The organism is Martinezella paranaensis, from assembly GCF_014200235.1.
Classification (GTDB): Bacteria; Pseudomonadota; Alphaproteobacteria; order Rhizobiales; family Rhizobiaceae; genus Rhizobium; species Rhizobium paranaense.
Genome location: NZ_JACHBI010000006.1, coordinates 128,729 through 144,418, shown reverse-complemented (window position 1 = coordinate 144,418; position 15,690 = coordinate 128,729). Strand labels below are relative to the sequence as shown.

Annotated in this window: 15 protein-coding genes; 8 read left to right on the top strand and 7 right to left on the bottom strand. The window is 60.2% G+C overall.

Annotation, left to right across the window (positions count from 1 at the left end; genetic code table 11):
- Window positions 1-111: 111 nt before the first annotated feature.
- A complete protein-coding gene (gene greA, locus GGD50_RS16545) occupies window positions 112-594 on the top strand; it encodes a transcription elongation factor GreA (protein WP_183938441.1) in 483 nt (160 codons plus the stop codon).
- 51 nt (window positions 595-645) lie between these two features.
- Here the strand turns inward: greA and GGD50_RS16540 are convergent, their stop codons facing one another.
- Window positions 646-1,059 carry an SgcJ/EcaC family oxidoreductase gene (locus GGD50_RS16540; RefSeq protein ID WP_425503984.1) on the bottom strand — a complete coding sequence of 138 codons (414 nt, stop codon included), beginning with the start codon at window positions 1,057-1,059 and terminating at the stop codon, window positions 646-648.
- 224 nt (window positions 1,060-1,283) lie between these two features.
- On the opposite strand from GGD50_RS16540, the gene GGD50_RS33355 reads away from it, so the two are divergent.
- From GGD50_RS33355 to GGD50_RS16520, 4 genes are read left to right on the top strand one after another with little or no spacing between them, the layout of a single operon-like run.
- Window positions 1,284-2,417 (top strand): ATP-binding protein, encoded by a 1,134-nt coding sequence (locus GGD50_RS33355; protein ID WP_183938439.1) that lies wholly within the window; start codon window positions 1,284-1,286, stop codon window positions 2,415-2,417.
- On the top strand, window positions 2,414-3,067 hold the full coding sequence (locus tag GGD50_RS16530; protein WP_183938438.1) for a response regulator: 654 nt from the start codon (window positions 2,414-2,416) through the stop codon (window positions 3,065-3,067). The genes GGD50_RS33355 and GGD50_RS16530 overlap by 4 nt, the downstream gene beginning before the upstream one ends.
- Window positions 3,064-5,409, top strand: coding sequence for an ATP-binding protein (locus GGD50_RS16525; protein ID WP_183938437.1), 2,346 nt, complete (start codon window positions 3,064-3,066; stop codon window positions 5,407-5,409). Before GGD50_RS16530 ends, GGD50_RS16525 begins: the two co-directional genes overlap by 4 nt.
- Window positions 5,400-5,882, top strand: coding sequence for a response regulator (locus GGD50_RS16520; RefSeq protein WP_183938436.1), 483 nt, complete (start codon window positions 5,400-5,402; stop codon window positions 5,880-5,882). The genes GGD50_RS16525 and GGD50_RS16520 overlap by 10 nt, the downstream gene beginning before the upstream one ends.
- Here the strand turns inward: GGD50_RS16520 and GGD50_RS16515 are convergent.
- Window positions 5,848-6,318 carry a MarR family winged helix-turn-helix transcriptional regulator gene (locus GGD50_RS16515; RefSeq protein ID WP_183938435.1) on the bottom strand — a complete coding sequence of 157 codons (471 nt, stop codon included), beginning with the start codon at window positions 6,316-6,318 and terminating at the stop codon, window positions 5,848-5,850. The two genes, GGD50_RS16520 and GGD50_RS16515, sit on opposite strands and share 35 nt — an antisense overlap.
- Window positions 6,319-6,495: 177 nt before the next feature.
- On the opposite strand from GGD50_RS16515, the gene GGD50_RS16510 reads away from it, so the two are divergent.
- Together GGD50_RS16510 and GGD50_RS16505 are read left to right on the top strand one after the other, a co-directional pair.
- Window positions 6,496-6,777: a hypothetical protein gene (locus tag GGD50_RS16510; protein ID WP_183938434.1), complete on the top strand. Its 282-nt coding sequence runs from the start codon at window positions 6,496-6,498 to the stop codon at window positions 6,775-6,777.
- A gap of 464 nt (window positions 6,778-7,241) precedes the next feature.
- Window positions 7,242-7,487, top strand: coding sequence for a hypothetical protein (locus GGD50_RS16505; RefSeq protein ID WP_183938433.1), 246 nt, complete (start codon window positions 7,242-7,244; stop codon window positions 7,485-7,487).
- A gap of 29 nt (window positions 7,488-7,516) precedes the next feature.
- Here GGD50_RS16505 and GGD50_RS16500 read toward each other — a convergent pair whose 3' ends face one another.
- The 5 genes from GGD50_RS16500 to hglS are packed head-to-tail and all read right to left on the bottom strand — an operon-like array spanning window position 7,517 to window position 14,464.
- Window positions 7,517-8,791, bottom strand: coding sequence for an NAD(P)/FAD-dependent oxidoreductase (locus tag GGD50_RS16500; protein WP_183938432.1), 1,275 nt, complete (start codon window positions 8,789-8,791; stop codon window positions 7,517-7,519).
- Window positions 8,792-8,808: 17 nt separating this feature from the next.
- A complete protein-coding gene (locus GGD50_RS16495) occupies window positions 8,809-10,047 on the bottom strand; it encodes a pyridoxal phosphate-dependent aminotransferase (RefSeq protein WP_183938431.1) in 1,239 nt (412 codons plus the stop codon).
- A gap of 17 nt (window positions 10,048-10,064) precedes the next feature.
- Window positions 10,065-11,585 (bottom strand): L-piperidine-6-carboxylate dehydrogenase, encoded by a 1,521-nt coding sequence (gene amaB, locus GGD50_RS16490; protein ID WP_183938430.1) that lies wholly within the window; start codon window positions 11,583-11,585, stop codon window positions 10,065-10,067.
- Between the two features lie 49 nt (window positions 11,586-11,634).
- The gene (locus GGD50_RS16485) at window positions 11,635-13,053 is read right to left on the bottom strand and encodes an FAD-binding oxidoreductase (protein WP_183938429.1); all 1,419 of its coding nucleotides are present in this window, start codon (window positions 13,051-13,053) and stop codon (window positions 11,635-11,637) included.
- Window positions 13,054-13,063: 10 nt separating this feature from the next.
- On the bottom strand, window positions 13,064-14,464 hold the full coding sequence (gene hglS / locus GGD50_RS16480; protein ID WP_183938428.1) for a 2-oxoadipate dioxygenase/decarboxylase HglS: 1,401 nt from the start codon (window positions 14,462-14,464) through the stop codon (window positions 13,064-13,066).
- Between the two features lie 105 nt (window positions 14,465-14,569).
- Here hglS and GGD50_RS16475 point away from each other — a divergent pair, with 105 nt between their 5' ends.
- A complete protein-coding gene (locus tag GGD50_RS16475) occupies window positions 14,570-15,463 on the top strand; it encodes a LysR family transcriptional regulator (RefSeq protein WP_183938427.1) in 894 nt (297 codons plus the stop codon).
- Window positions 15,464-15,690 lie beyond the last annotated feature (227 nt).

The following is a 15,690-nucleotide window of genomic DNA, read 5'->3' as shown; positions in this document are numbered from 1 at the left end:
TTATCAAGCTGACGTCGCCTTTTCCCCAGGGGTCTGTCGCTGTCGTCTTGGTTTTCGCAATAGCCCGACTATATGATCTTGTAGAGGATCGCTTACTTTTCGGAGCTTGCTTTGGCTGTCGCGTTTACAAAAGAGGAAAGTGCGGAAACGGCTGCTGAAACGCAGCTTCCCGACCGTGCTATCTCGCCCCATCCCAACTTCGTCACCGAAGGGGGATGGAAGGCACTCAATGCCGCGCTTCAGGAAGCTCGCGAACAGTACGAAGCTGCAAGCGCAGTCGAGGATGTGAATGAGCGGCGGCGGCAGACGGCAGTACCGCTTCGCGACGTGCGTTATTTCGCCGAGAGGGTTCGCACTGCCGAGCTGATAGCAGCCCCGGCATCCAACGAGACCGTCGTCTTCGGCAGCACGGTCACCTTCAGCCGCGATGACGGGCGAGTGCAGACCTATCGCATCGTCGGAGAAGACGAAGCCGAGCCCAAACAGGGGACGATCTCTTACGTTTCACCGGTCGCCCAGTCTCTCATGGGGAAATTCGTCGGCGATGCCGTCATGGTCGGCGAGCATGAGCTGGAGATCGTATCGATCGCTTAGATGTGCCCCTGCGGGAGCACCGGAATAGCCGGTGTCCCCGCCTCAGGCCGCTTAACCCGCGTGCTTCTCCGGCATGGCCGAGGAGTGGTGCGAGGAGATCAGCCACTTGCCGTCCTTAAATTCGTAGGTGAAGGTGTAGCGTGCCGGCACCTTGGCGCCGCCCTTCAAGGTGAAGGTGTAGATGCCGGTATCGAGCGCTTCGTTACAGCCCAGTTTGATCGTGCGGCTGTTGATCTTACCCTGCGGGTGCTTTTTCAGGAAGTCCACGAAATATTCCCTGCGCTCCTCCTGCGTCAGCCGCGGCTTGTTCGACAGGGTCGGCAGCAGGACGGCGTCAGGGGCGTAGTTTTCGACGACCTTTTCAGGATTGAGCGTCGCCAGGGAGGCGTTCCAGCGATCAAACAACTGCTCCACCTGAGGTTTGGTGATCGGCGCGCATTCTTCAGCCAGAGCCGGCGTCGCCATAAGAGCAATCACGGAAGCAGCAAGCAGATATTTTTTCATTTTAATCTCCATCAATCGATTTTGTCTTTTCCGGCGATTTTCATGCCGACTACCCAGAGATGGTTTGTTGCCTGCAATGTCGCGTCTGCCGAATGGCCAAAATCGCATATGCCGAATGGCCTATGCATTTTGGCGGATGGCTTGCTATCTAGGAACAAGTCGAACTTCTAAAGGGCAAGGAATCCGTGGAAGACGCAGGCCACGATAGCATATCACCTCCCATTCGCGAATTGCGGCGTCTCTATCGCGATGCGGAAGCCAAGGCCGCCCGTCTGCGGCTGATCGTGGACGTGCGCACGCTGCTGGACCGCAACTCTTTGGACGTCGCAATGTGCGAGGCATTGTCCGCCATTGCCGGCTTTTCCGGGGCGCACATGGCCACGATCCGTACCGATAGCGGCGATGCCTGGCGGTTTCCGGCCGCGCACGCAGCTTACGGCGCCCCTGCTGATCCGTCGGCCCAGCTAATCGTCGGCAGGGCCTGGATGGGCGGTGAGCCGCTGGCGCTGCAACTGTCACGTCTCGCTTTCCCCATCGGCGCAGACGATCGCGAAGCAATCCAGATCGTGGCGGACCAACTCGCCGTTTTTCTCGCGGCGGAACGACAGCGCGCTCATCGCGAACGGTTGACGCTCGATCTTCAGGCCCGGGAGCAGGACCTCGCCAGGTTGGTCGAGGTGATGATCGGCGCGCAGGAGCAGGAACGGCGCAGGGTCGCCTATGACCTGCACGACGGCGTCGCCCAGTCCTTGGTAAGCCTGCTGTTTCACCTGGAGGCGACGGGCGTTGCCATCGGCGACACACAATTGACCAGGCAAGCGATCGAAAATGGGATCGGGATCGTTCAAAAGTCGATCCGAGAGGTTCGAGACGCGATCGCCGCCCTTCGGCCGGCGGAGCTGGATGACCTCGGTCTCGAGGCAGCACTTCGCGCACGTCTTGACGGCATGGCGGCTATCGAGCTTCGCTTTCACTCCGATCTGAACGGTCGCCGCCTGTCCGACGTGCTGGAGGTGACCCTTTACCGAGTGGCGCAGGAAGCCCTGGCAAATGCGGTTAGGCACTCCGGCTGCAGCCAAATTGAGCTGCGACTTTCCTTGGACGATCCGCAATTTGTCACCCTCTCCATCGCCGACAATGGTCGCGGCGGCGCGGAAGCACCTGTCAACAAGAAAGAAGGACGAGGTGTCGGCTTGTCCGCCATGCGCGAACGAATGACGCTGATCGGCGGTTCGATATCCATCCGCTCCGTTTCCGGCGAAGGAACCGCCGTCGTCGCACGCGCGCCTATTCCAGCCTCCATAAAGGTATCCCCTTGAAGCGCTACAGAATATTGATTGCAGACGACCACGAACTTGCCCGGTCGGGTCTTATTGCCGTGCTTGCGAGCGCTGACGATCTGGAAATCGTGGCGGAAGCGGCAGACGGCCTGTCCGCTGTTGCCCTGGCCGAAAATCTCCAACCGGATATCGCTCTTCTCGATATACGAATGGGCGGCGTGGACGGGTTGGAGGCGGCAGCGCAGATACGCGTCAAATCGCCTGAAACCCGCATCATCATGCTGACGATGCATGATAGCGTCGACTATCTGGAAGCCGCCATCAAGGCCGGAGCCAGCGGCTATGCCCTGAAGGATATCCGGCGCGAAGAGCTGCTGCGGATGATCGCCAATGTCGCCGCTGGCCAGTCCTTTTTCAATGTCGATCTGATGCGCCGCCTGCTGCGTCGCGTCGCTCCCGAAGCATCCGCCGACGGCGCGATCGAACGCCTGACCGTGCGTGAGCGCGAGATCCTCGTCCGGCTGACAACCGGCGAGACGAATAAGGAGATCGCCAAGGCGCTTGCGATTTCGCCCGGCACGGTCAAGGTGCATGTCGAGCGCATTCTCAACAAACTGCGTGTCGCCGATCGGACGCAGGCCGCCGTCGTGGCCGTCAGGGCCGGCCTGGTGGATCGGCAAAGCCTATGATCGCTCAACGCATTTTCGCTCCCATCTCCAAGCGGTTTTTGGACCAGCCGCTCGCCCATAAGGGTCTGATCGCCATCGCCGTGCCGTTGATCTGCTTTCTAATCGCGCTGGCATCGGTGTTCCTCGCCGACCGGGAAAGCCGTCAGGCGGAAAACTACGTGCGGGTGACCCTTGCCATTCAGTCCGACATCCTCGAGCTGCACGCGCTGCTTGCCGAAGCGGCGTCCGGCGTGCGCGGATTTCTGCTGACCGGCAACGAGGCTTTTCTGGCGCCCTTCAACAAGGCGAGTGCGGAACTGCCCGGCGTGCTTGCCGGCATGCGGCCGCGGATCAGGGATAGCGAGCAGCTCGCCCGGCTCGACGCAATGGAGCCGCTGGTAAATCAGAAGCTCAAGGGCCTCAGCGCCTTGCGCGACGCCGGCGGTCAGTTCGGACAAGCTGCCCGCGACGACATCCGCAAGACCCTCGTGGAAAACAAGGCGCTGCTGGACACGCTTCGAACCAAGATCGACGAGATGCGCGCGCGGGAGGATTTTCTGCTGGCCGTGCGCACCGGTGAGGCGGACGCCATTCGCGATCGATCGCAATGGATCACGTTGTTCGGTGCCTTGTTCGGCCTGCTCGGCGGCGTCAGCGCCATCATGCTGATGTCGAACGGCATTGTCCGACGCGTGGCGTCGTTGCAAAAAGCCGCCTACAAGCTGGCCAGCGGACAGGAACTCGGATCAATCCCGGCTGCTCGCGACGAAGTGGGCGAGCTTGCGAAAGCCTTGCAGGAGGCAAGCCACCTGCTGAAGGCACGCGAGGACGCCTTGCGCGAAAGTGAGGAACGTTTTCGCCTGCTGGTCGACGGTGTGCATGATTACGGCATATTCGGGCTGGACGAAGCAGGCCATGTCGTGAGCTGGAATGTTGGTGCCGAACGTATCACCGGCTATGGGGCGCAGGAGGCGATCGGCACGCATTTTTCCAAATTCTACCCGGAGAACACGCGCCAGACGCATCCCGCTCAGGAGCTGGCGCAAGCGGTGGCCTTCGGACGGGTCGAGGATGAAGGTTGGCGCATTCGCAAGGATGGCGATCCATTCTGGGCCAACGTGGTCGTTACCGCCTTGAAGGACGAGCATGGCAACTCACGCGGCTTCTCCAAGATCACCCGGGACATGACCGACCGCAAGAAGGCCGAAGAAGCCCTACAGGCCGCACGCCGGGAGGCCGAGCGCGCCAGTCAGGCCAAGAGCGAGTTCCTGTCACGCATGAGCCATGAACTGCGTACGCCGCTCAATTCGATCCTCGGCTTTGGCCAGATCCTCGAAATGGACACAGAGGATCCCGATGCGCAGCTATCCGTCAAGCAAATCCTGACAGCCGGCCGGCATCTGTTGAGCCTCATCGACGAAGTCCTTGACATAGCGAGGATCGAAGCCGAGCGGATGGAGCTGTCGCTCGATACAATCGACGTCGGCGGCCTATTGGCGGAGGCCATGGCACTCGCCCGTCCCTTGGCAGAGGCGCGGAATATCGACTTGCATCTCGACGACAGGCAACTCGGGCAGATATTCACTGCTGCCGACCGCCGGCGGTTGTTGCAGGTTCTGCTGAACCTCTTGTCGAACGCCATCAAATTCAACCGCCCCGGTGGCGAGGTCAGAATTGTTGGCCGCATCGATGGACCGCAGATGTTGACGATCGATATCTGCGATACCGGCTCAGGTATTTCCTCCGATGGCGTGGGGCGCCTGTTCCAACCGTTCGAGCGGCTTGGCAAGGATCGCAACGCGACAGAGGGCACCGGGCTGGGTCTTGCCTTGTCCAGACATCTCATGGAAGCGATGGGCGGCGGCCTTGAACTTGTGGAAACATCGCCGCAGGGCACCAGATTTTCGGTGCGCCTGCCCATCGGCATCGACAACGGGGCGTTGGAAGACGTGACGCCGATGCAGGTAACGGCACTGGGAGCAAGCGACAATAAGCTCGCCAACGTGCTGTGCATCGAGGACAATCCGCAAAGTCTCAGTCTAATCGAGAATGTGATGACGCGCCATTTTGGCTGCGATGTCATGCCGGCGATGCTAGGCGAATTGGGCCTCGCCTTGGCGATGCAGCATCGGCCGGATCTCATTCTCCTCGATCTCGACTTGCCGGATATGAGCGGCCTCGACGTTCTTCAGAGATTGCGCAGCGACGCCAGGACGCGCGCCATCCCCGTCATCGTCATCAGCGCCGATGCCACGGAGGCAAGCCGCCAGAAGGCGCTGGCGGCCGAGGCGACGACTTATCTCACCAAGCCGCTCGATTTGCGCCTCTTCATGAAGACCGTGGAAGATATCGCATGCAACTGAACACGACTATTGACATTCCAGCCGACGCAAAGGTCCTCGTCGTCGACGATGAGCCGGCTAATATCGCACTCTTGACGCGCCTCCTGCAGCGCGAGGGCTTCGGACGGATCACTGCGACGGTTGATCCGCGTGATGCAGTCGACATGTTCCGCGACCTGCAGCCGGATATTGTGCTCCTCGACCTCATGATGCCGCACATCGACGGCTTTCAGTTGCTGGAGGCCTTTTCGCGCCTTATCGGCCCGCGCAGCTTTGTTCCGATCCTTGTGCTGACGGCGGACGTGTCCGTTACCACACGCCGCAGGGCCTTGTCGCTGGGCGCCAAGGACTTTCTCGTCAAGCCGCTGGACGCCGTCGAAACGGTCCTGCGCATCGTCAACCTGCTGGAGACCCGTTTTCTCTTTCTCGAGCTGCAGAGACTGACCGGGGACACTGCAATTAGCCCAACCTCGAAAGGCGCCGGAGTCTCTTGAGGGATTCGACGAGCAGCGGTTCATTGGCCAGCATTCCTTTCAGATGGGTTCTTGCCAGGCGTTCGACCAACTCCTCTCCCTTGGGAGTGAGGCCGATGAGCACGCTTCGCTTGTCTTCCGCCGAGGGAATGCGGACGGCAAATCCTGCTGTCGCGAGCCTGTCCACAAGTTGCACTGCGCCATGATGCTGCAGAAGCATTTGATCGGCGAGTTCGCGCACCATGATCTGGCCTCCCGGCGCGACCTTGATCACCAACAGCGCCTGATATTGCTGGGAAGTTACCCCTGCCTCAGAAACCGCAGCTTCGCTGAACGCAAGAAATGATCGCATGGCGAGCCTTACACCTGCAAGACCTTTGTAGATGCCCGGATCCAGGGGACGGCTGGTCTCGATTTGGTTTTCGTCTGATCGACTGGACCGCTTTCCTGAGGGCATGCACATTTTCCTTTATTTATATCACAACATGATATATTTTCATGGCGTCCGTATTGGGAGGACGTTCGCGGGCGCGCGACGCTGAGCGCTTAGGCTAGGTCCACCTGCGCCAGGGTGCCACCACTTGCAGCGCCCGCGAACCTTATCCCAAAACTCCGAGACGAAAAGGGGCATCGCTTGGACGATCTCAACGTCAATATCGATGGATCAATCGTATTGGATCGCGACGTGCGGTTCTTTGGCTCCATCGCGGGCTCGTTAACAGTTCCCGCCGGCCGACGGTTCGAACTCCACGGAAGCATTGGCCACGATCTCATTGTCGAGAAGGGCGCGGCCGCGATAGTTTGCGGAACGATCCAAGGCAACCTGATCAATAAGGGGGGAGATGTGCTATTGAGCGGATCGGCTGGGGAAATCCAGGATCTGGATCCCGCCAGGCCCATCCGAAGGCAAGCCTAATTCGCGTATTCAGCCGTCTTGAATCTCTCTCGTAATCGGGGTGCCAGGGGCTTTGGCATCGAATATTTAGCAATCACACGCCAGCAACGGCACACGATAAAGAGGACCATGTGACCGTTTATCTCTGGGCGCTCTATCGGCCAGGCTTTGAACCCAAAAGGGGCCATGGCGACTTAGGATCTCTCATTCGGTGGCTCGAACGGCAAAAGCTTCCAGGAGAAGCGCCGTCGGATTGGGTGGTGATGCTGCTCAAAGTCGCTGAAAGCGATGGCCGATCGGTTTATGTTCACGACGAGGGCGGTTCGGACCAGTGGACGCTGACACTCAACCGGACTGGCGTTGACGCCTTGCCAAGATGTTGAGCAGAGCAGAGGCAGGAATTATGCTGTCGAGGTCACGAGCGGCATGTCCAGCCCGTTTTAAGGTGCCGGGATGATATGAACTCGTTTTGGAACGCCTTGGCGATGGTTTCGATCCTGACGACGTCGGCGCAGGCACAGACGCTGCGGCCAACGCCTTCAATGGATCACTTGGCGGACTGCACCGAGGTGGTGGAACATATCCGGTCGAAGACGGGAGGCCGGCTACTGTCGTTTCGCCAAGGCGCCGAGAAATGCACCGTGATCATTCTCTTGCAAAAGGATGGCGAACGTCCCGAGAAGATCGTCTTACATATCGATCGCAGTCAAGCGTCCGCGGACGCTGAATGATGCTTCGAACTGCACAATCCCTTAGCCAACTATTGAGGAGCCGGAGAGACCAGGTGCATCAATGTCGCACCGAACTCGTAGTAGGTGGCCTTGATACTGCTGAAGCGTTCCGCGTAGTGCTCGATTGGAGCGATCGGAAGTGCGTCGGGATGACCATCGAGAAGCGCAATCGCAGCCTGCGTGCCAAATACGGTGCCTGGCCCGATGCCCCGGCCGGAATAGCCGAAACATGCGTAGGCATTGGGCCCGAATGCGATGATTTTCGGCACGTGGTCGTCCGTCATCGCGATCCTGCCGCGCCAAACATGTTCGAACTTGAGCTTGGCAATCGCCGGGAACAGCTTTCGAAGTTTGCGTCTGGCCCACGCGCGGTGGACAGCAGCGCCCGGCCCCTCGGTGTTGCCGATGCCACCGACGATCATCCGCCCGGAACGGTCGACTCGAAATGAGGACATGACGGGCGCCGTGTCCCAGCAGCCTTCACCATGCGGCAATATCTGGCTGCGTGCTGGTTCCGGCATGGGCTCCGTGGCGAACTGGCAGTAGCTCACGGGCGTGTATTGCGGGTTGAAAGGCGCCTTAATGCCAAGCTGATAGGCATTCGTCGCCAAGAGCAACGCTTTTGCCCTTACCGTATGACCATTCGCCTCTACGACCCAGAGATCGTTCCGCCGGTTTATCTGGGAGACGGGCGACTTGCTGTGGATTGTCGCTCCCTTTTTTTGAGCGGCCCGCGCAAGTCCACGGCAGTAGGACAGAGGTTGGATCGTGCCTGCGCGCGGGTCGAGCAAAGAGCCATGATAGGCGGTTGATCCCGTGCGCCGGGCTGTCTCCGTGGCATCGAGCAGCTTCAGCGGCGCGCCGTAGCGATTGCCCTGGCGATGGCGTTCCTCGAGATCCCGCAGTCCCGATTGGGAATGCGCCAGGTGCAAGGTTCCATGATGCGTCGCTTCACAATCGATCTGTTCCCGTTCGATCAGGCCGAAGACCCTGCGCGGCGCATCCGCCAGAACATCGATCAGGCGACGACCAGGTGCTTCTCCCATCTGAGCAACGACGGTATCGGGCGGCAACCACAATCCGGCATTGACCAATCCGACATTGCGGCCAGAACCGCCGTGCCCGACCGTCTCGGCCTCGAGAACACAGACCGAAGCCCCGCGCGAAGCGACCTCGAGCGCCGCCGCCAATCCCGTGAAGCCGCCCCCCACGATGACGAGATCAACCGTCTGATCGCGATCCAGCGGTAGGGTGTCACCATGTTCACGTGCGCTTGCACGCCAAAGAATGGATTCTGCGGTCATCTTGCCTTCCGCCTCTTTCATTGCAGTTTCGAGCAAGCCTCCGAGATCCGGCGCAAGGCTTCGGCCAACTCCGTCTCCGAGGTGGCATAGGAAATCCGGAAATAGGGTGACAGTCCGAAGGCGGAGCCGGGGACGACGGCAACATGGGCGTCTTCCAGCAGATAATCGGTGAAATCACTATCCGCCTCGATGCGCTTGCCCTTGGGAGTCGTCTTGCCGATCACGCCGCCGCAGCCGGCGAAGGTGTAGAAAGCGCCTTCAGGGGCGCGGCAGGTGATGCCCGGAATTGCGTTGAGGGTGGAGACCACCAGGTCGCGGCGGTGCTTGAAGCTCGCCTGACGTCCCTTGAGGAAGTCTTGTGGGCCGTTCAGCGCCTCGACAGAGGCCGCCTGGCTGACGGAACAGGGGCAGGACGTCGCCTGGCTCTGGATGACCGCCATCGCCTTGATCAGCGCTTTCGGGCCGCCGGCATAGCCGATGCGCCAGCCGGTCATCGCGTAGGCCTTTGAGACGCCGTTGATCGTCAGCGTGCGCTCCTTCAGCCGCGGTTCGATAGCGACCGGGGTCACGAACTTGAAGCCGTCATAGACGATGTGCTCGTACATGTCGTCGACCATCAGCCAGACATGGCGATGGTGAAGCAGCACCTCGATAAGCGGCCGGTAGTCGGCTTCGCTATAGGCGGCACCTGATGGATTGGATGGCGAGTTGAGTAGCACCCAGCGCGTCCTGGGCGTGATCGCCTTTTCGAGCTGATCGGCCCTGAGGCGGAAACCGACTTCAGCATCGCAGGGGATCAGCACCGGCACGCCGCCGCAAATCTCCACGATGTCCGAGTAGGACGTCCAATAGGGCGTGGGAATGATGACCTCATCGCCCGGATCGATGCTTGCCATGAAGGCATTGAACAGGATCTGCTTTGCGCCGGTCGCGACGGTGATTTCGTCGAGCGTGTAGTCGACGCCGTTTTCCCGCTGGAATTTCGCGGCGATCGCCTTCTTCAGTTCCGGCGTGCCATCGAGCGCGGTGTATTTGGTCTCACCGCGGTCGATCGCCGCCTTGGCGGCTTCTTTCACGTTATCGGGCGTGTCGAAATCGGGTTCGCCGGCACCCAGGATGATGACCGGAAAACCTTCACGCTTCATCGCATTGGCACGCGCGCCGATCTGCAGGATCTTCGAGACGCCGATCGACGCGATACGCGAGGCCGGCCTGAAGCTCATCGCGTCGATTTGGGACCGTGTGTTGATAGCCATGAGCTCGATACCGCTGGTTATTCAATGTCGAAGGAGACGCCCTGGGCAAGCGGCAGGGCCTTCGAATAGTTCACGGTATTGGTGGCGCGGCGCATGTAGGCGCGCCATGCGTCCGAGCCGGATTCGCGGCCACCGCCGGTCTCCTTCTCGCCGCCGAATGCGCCGCCGATTTCAGCGCCCGAAGTGCCGATATTGACATTGGCGATGCCGCAATCCGACCCATCGGCCGACAGGAAACGCTCGGCTTCCTGCATGTTCAGCGTGAAGATGGACGACGACAGACCGGCCGCGACGGCATTGTGCTCTTCGAGCACCTGGTCGAAGTCGGAATATTCCATCACGTAGAGGATCGGCGCGAAGGTCTCTTCGAGCACCGGGCCTGCCTGCTTCGGCATTTCGACGATCGCTGGCTGGACGTAGTAGGCCGTGTCCTGGCTCGCAGCGGCAACGCGCTCACCGCCGGTGACGGAGCCGCCCTCAGCCCTGGCTGCCGACAGCGCCTTCTGCATGTTGTCGAAGGCCGCCTTGTCGATCAACGGACCGATGAGGGCGCTGGTTTCCAGGGGATTACCCACCGAAACGCTCGCATAGGCCTTCTTCAGGCGCGGAACGAGCTGATCGTAGATATTCTCATGCACGAAGAGGCGGCGCAGCGTGGTGCAGCGCTGCCCAGCCGTTCCCATGGCGCCGAAGGCGATGGCGCGCAACGCCATGTCGAGATCGGCAGAGGGGCAGACGACGCCGGCATTGTTGCCGCCCAGCTCGAGGATCGAGCGGGCGAAACGCTTGGCGAGGCGCGGGCCGACTTCCCTGCCCATACGCGTGGAGCCGGTGGCCGAAACCAGCGCGATCTTCTCGTGATCGACAAGGACCTCGCCGATGGCGCGATCACCGATCAGAACCTGGCTCAGGCTCTTCGGCGCATCGCCGAAACGGGCAAGGGCGCGCTCGAGGACTGCCTGACAGGCAAGCGCCGTCAGCGGTGTCTTTTCCGAAGGCTTCCACACGACGGGGTTACCGCAAACGAGCGCTAGTGCCGCATTCCACGACCAGACGGCGACCGGAAAATTGAAGGCCGAGATGATGCCGACGACACCCAGCGGATGCCAGGTTTCCATCATCCGATGGCCAGGGCGCTCGGTCGCGATCGTCAGGCCGTAGAGTTGGCGGGACAGACCGACCGCGAAATCGCAGATGTCAATCATTTCCTGCACCTCGCCGAGACCTTCCGAAATGATCTTGCCGGCTTCGATCGAGACGAGGCGGCCGAGATCGGCCTTGGCGGCACGCAATTCTTCGCCGAGAAGGCGAACCAGTTCGCCGCGCTTCGGCGCAGGCACGAGACGCCATGCCTTGAAAGCCTCGTATGCGGCGGTGATCGCCTTGCCGGCTTCAGCCGCGGAGACGGTCTTCACCCTGGCAATCTCTTCGCCCGTGACTGGGCTGTGGGACGCCATGTCGCCGGTGCTCCAGGCGGCGCGATCAACACCCAGCTTGTCGAGAAGGCGGGCGGTTTCCGTTTTCACGTCGATGGTCATGATCTGTCTCCATTCTTGCTGTCTTGGAATGCCGCGGATAGGGCAAATTTCAGAAGGTCATTGCGCCCATCGGGCCAGGTGAGGTGATTGCTTTCAGCCCGGATGCCAACAGGCGGATCTCGGCCGGGGTGTACTTGTCGTAAAAGGCCTGGTTCTTGCGACCGATCGCGTGTTCAGCACTGAAGCTGCCGCCGAACTCTTCGACCGCAACGGCAAAAACCCATTCGCGCAACGCCACATCAAAACCAGGCTCGGCAAGCCTCGGGTCGTTTTTGGCCACGACGAGATTGAAGTGCACGCCACCGTCGCCGATATGGCCGAAGTCGCAGATCGTTATCCCGGGGAAGTGCTTGGGCATTTCTGCCCGCATTTGGGCGAGAAAGCGCATGATGTCGCCGCGGCGGAAGGATAGATCGAAGGCTATCAGCCGTCCGCTATGTTTCACGCCTTCCGATAGTGCGTGACGCAAAGCCCAGATCTCGTGTGGCGGGCCGACGAGAGCATCGGCAAGCGGAGCATCCTCACGTTCCCATAGGGCAGCAAGCACCTCTTCCAGCACGCCGTCGAGCGGCTGCTCACCGTCGCGTGGCAGGTTGGAGCGGGAAATCTCCGCAAGGATCACGAATTCCGGCACGATGCTGCCCTGAAACGGATTGCGCAGCGACGGCACATGATCGAGTGCTGCGCGGATCGCATTGCCGGACATGCCTTCGAAGGCGGAAAGGTAGCTGCCGAGCGCTTCCTCCATTGCGACGAGAAGGGCTGGAACCTGCTCGCCCGAGGAGGGCATGAGCAAAGCCGTCGCGGTCTGACGCGGTGCCGATTCGAGGTTCAGCACGCATTCGGTGATCACGCCGAAGGCGCCGGACGTGCCGATGAAAAGGTGCTTCCAATCGACGCCCGTATTGTTTTTGCGCAGGCTCGACGAAAGATCGAGGACGGTGCCGCTGTCGTCTGCAAGCACGACCGTCAGGCCGAGCGTGTTGCGGCGCACGTCGCCATAGCGCAGGAATCGCGAGCCGCCGGTATTCGTCGCGATCATGCCGCCGATGAGCGGGTCCGCTCCGAGGTCGATCGGAAAGAAGAGGCCACTTTCCCCTAGTTTCCCATTGAGGTCAGAGAGGCGAAGACCAGCGCCGACTTTCACGGTACGATTTACCCGGTCGAGTTCGTAGATGCCGGTCAGGCGATCGAGGCTGAGGACGCCTTGGCAACCGCTGTCGTCGGGCGTCGAGCCCGAGACGAGTCCTGTGTTGCCCGACTGCGGCACGAGCGCGATGTTGTTTTTGACGCAATAGGCAATAACGGTGGAAACCTCTTTCGTAGAGGTGGGACGCGCTACGAAGGACGCTCTTCCGCGATCGTAGCGTGCACCGGTCTCGTAAGCCGCGACGTCGGCTGCCGCAGTGAGCAGACCTTTTTCGCCGAGCAGGCTTTTGAGTGCTTCGATGTGCCGTGCCTCGATCATCGGTCGCCCGTCACTCCGCTGCGGCAGCCATGTTGACGACAGTCATGCACATTGTCAGAGACGCCCTTTCGATGGCTGCATAATGCGCGAACTCATCGAGAACCGAGGCGCCCAGGTCGCGCTCGAACATCACCTGATTGGGGCTTGCGACAAATTCCTGCGCTGCGTCATCGCCGAGGTTCGACTGGAAGATGCCAGCGGCGCTGACCGGCAGGAAATCCTCGTAAACGATCGGATCGAACTGAACGAGGCCGTCTTCGATTGCCGTTTCAAGGTCGGCATTTCGATGCGAGGCGGCCGCCTTGCCCTTCTCCGTCAACGAGTAACTGAAATAGCCGAGACCGGCCTTGCGGATGCCATTCCAATCATCCGGAAATGCCTGGAAGACGTCAGTAAGTGCCGCTTCATATTCGCCAGCGTTGGAACCGTCGGCGGCCGGGCGGACACGGGCACGTGTGTCGTTCAGGAGCTTGTCGTAGAGCGCGCGCCCCTTCGGCGTCAGCGCTACGCCGCGCTGCTCGATCTCGCCGAAACGGGCAGTGTGCGAGCCAGCTTGCCAGGTGCCGTGTTCACCGGCGAATGAAACGGCTTCTTCCAGCGCCTTAAAAGAGGTCTGGCGCAGCAGGATCGGGCACTTGCGGGTCGGCGGTCCCTCGACGATCGCTTTCGGCGCAATTCCCTCTTCCGGCATCAACGCCTGAACCTTATCGATATCGAGCGTGCGCGGGGTCAGATGGTTGATATGCGGTCCCCTGAAGGAGACGACGTCGGCGATCAGCCGATGGGCATCATGCAGGCGCTTGTACATGCCGGCGCTGACGATGGCGCGATCGTGCCAGCGGAAGGTTTCCAAGACTTCCTGGACAAACCGTGTTGCATCGGAAACATCGAGGCCACCGTCCCGTTCCGCCTTTTCGACGAGCCGCACCGCCTCGTCCGTGAAGATCTCGCGGGCCGAGAGGACTTCGGCGGCTTCCTTGCGCAGCACCTCGTCGGCGATCAGATCGAGGCGGAGCAATGACGTGAAGACACGGAAAGGATTACGCCGCAGGCTTTCGTCGCCGACCGGGCGGAAGGCGGTTGAATGGACCGGAACGCCGGCTGTCGACAAATCGTAATAGCCGACTGGATGCATGCCCATGACCGCGAAGACACGGCGCATCATCGCGAGCTCATGCGCAGTGCCGAGACGGATGGCGCCGTGGCGCTCCTCGGAAATGCGGCCGAGAGAATCCGTTGCTTCCAGGCGCGTCTTCAACAGCGGATCGGCGGCAAGGGCCTCATCGTTCACCCTCGCCACGAGCGACATCAGGGTGCCATAGGCCGGCACCTCCTCGCGATACATGGCGGACATGGCAGCAGAAAAATCCGAACGGATCGTATCGGCCTTGACGAAGCTCGCATTTGTCATCGCGTCGCACCTCAGCAAAAGGATTATTCATTCTTGATTTTCATGATATTCCGAAAGCCGATAGCGATCTTGCGACGAATCTGACCTAGTTGATGCGAGTAAGGAATGAACCTAAGCCGTTCCGTGATCCCCGACCTAGCTGTTCTCCAGGCATTCGAGTGCGCAGCACGCCATGGAAGCTTTACGCAAGCGGCGCTGGAGCTGAACCTTACTCAAAGCGCCGTCAGCCGTCAGATCCGGACGCTTGAGGACCAATTGCACGTCAATCTGTTCGAGAGGATCAGAAAACGCGTGGTTCTGTCTTCGGCCGGCAAGGCGATGCTGCCGGAAGTAAGACGGATTTTGGCACGCACCGAAGAAATGGTGTTGCGGGCGATGGCTTCTTCGGATGGCAAGAATGTCTTATCCATCGCCACGCTTCCGACATTCGGAAACCGTTGGCTTCTTCGGCGTCTTCCCGATTTCCTGAAAGACAATCCAAACACGGTTTTGAACATCGCCTCGCGCTCGGAGCCGTTCGATCTGACGTTGGAGGATTTCGATCTTGCTATCCACTATGGACAACCGGTTTGGGCGCATGCAACCTGTACCTACCTTTGCAGTGAGATCATTGTGCCCGTTGCCAGCTCGTCCCTGTTGAATTCGTTCTCCGTCACCCAGGCAGAGGATTTGGAACGAGGGCCGCTCCTGCATTTGGCGACGCGGCCAAGACTATGGGCCGAGTGGTTCCAGTTGAACGGCTGCGAGGGGGTCAGTCCCTATCACGGAAGCCGGTTCGATCAGTTCAGCATGGTCATCGAGGCGGCGATACTCGGGCTGGGTTTTGCCCTGCTTCCGAAATATCTGATCGAAGAGGAGATCGCTTCGGGGCGCCTTCAAATTGCGTGGGATAGGCCGATGGCCACCACCAACAACTACTACATCGTGACGCCCGAAATGAAACAGCAGTCGTTGACGACAAAAAGATTTCAGGAGTGGCTGCTCAACCAGGTCTCCTGAAAGCTCGATGCCAACCAGATTTCTGGCGCCACGATCGACTATTCCGACATTGTCGGCGGCGACATGTTCACTCTCGCCGAATAACCCGGTTGGCCGCTCATATGCATTGCGACGGCAAAACCAGCGACAACCGAGAACAGCACTATAAGAAAGGGAATGAGGATTACTCCCAGTGTCCCCCCGACAGGCGATATATTTCGTAGATCCTTTGTGAAAATCAGCGCCGA

Coding starts and splice junctions, on each gene's coding strand:
- GGD50_RS16520 (WP_183938436.1), top strand. CDS start 5,400: ATGCAACTGAACACGACTATTGACATTCCAGCCGACGCAAAGGTCCTC.
- GGD50_RS16525 (WP_183938437.1), top strand. CDS start 3,064: ATGATCGCTCAACGCATTTTCGCTCCCATCTCCAAGCGGTTTTTGGAC.
- GGD50_RS16515 (WP_183938435.1), bottom strand. CDS start 6,318: ATGCCCTCAGGAAAGCGGTCCAGTCGATCAGACGAAAACCAAATCGAG.
- GGD50_RS16495 (WP_183938431.1), bottom strand. CDS start 10,047: ATGGCTATCAACACACGGTCCCAAATCGACGCGATGAGCTTCAGGCCG.
- hglS (WP_183938428.1), bottom strand. CDS start 14,464: ATGACAAATGCGAGCTTCGTCAAGGCCGATACGATCCGTTCGGATTTT.
- GGD50_RS16505 (WP_183938433.1), top strand. CDS start 7,242: ATGGTTTCGATCCTGACGACGTCGGCGCAGGCACAGACGCTGCGGCCA.
- GGD50_RS16485 (WP_183938429.1), bottom strand. CDS start 13,053: ATGATCGAGGCACGGCACATCGAAGCACTCAAAAGCCTGCTCGGCGAA.
- GGD50_RS16540 (WP_425503984.1), bottom strand. CDS start 1,059: ATGGCGACGCCGGCTCTGGCTGAAGAATGCGCGCCGATCACCAAACCT.
- GGD50_RS16500 (WP_183938432.1), bottom strand. CDS start 8,791: ATGACCGCAGAATCCATTCTTTGGCGTGCAAGCGCACGTGAACATGGT.
- GGD50_RS16475 (WP_183938427.1), top strand. CDS start 14,570: ATGAACCTAAGCCGTTCCGTGATCCCCGACCTAGCTGTTCTCCAGGCA.
- amaB (WP_183938430.1), bottom strand. CDS start 11,585: ATGACCATCGACGTGAAAACGGAAACCGCCCGCCTTCTCGACAAGCTG.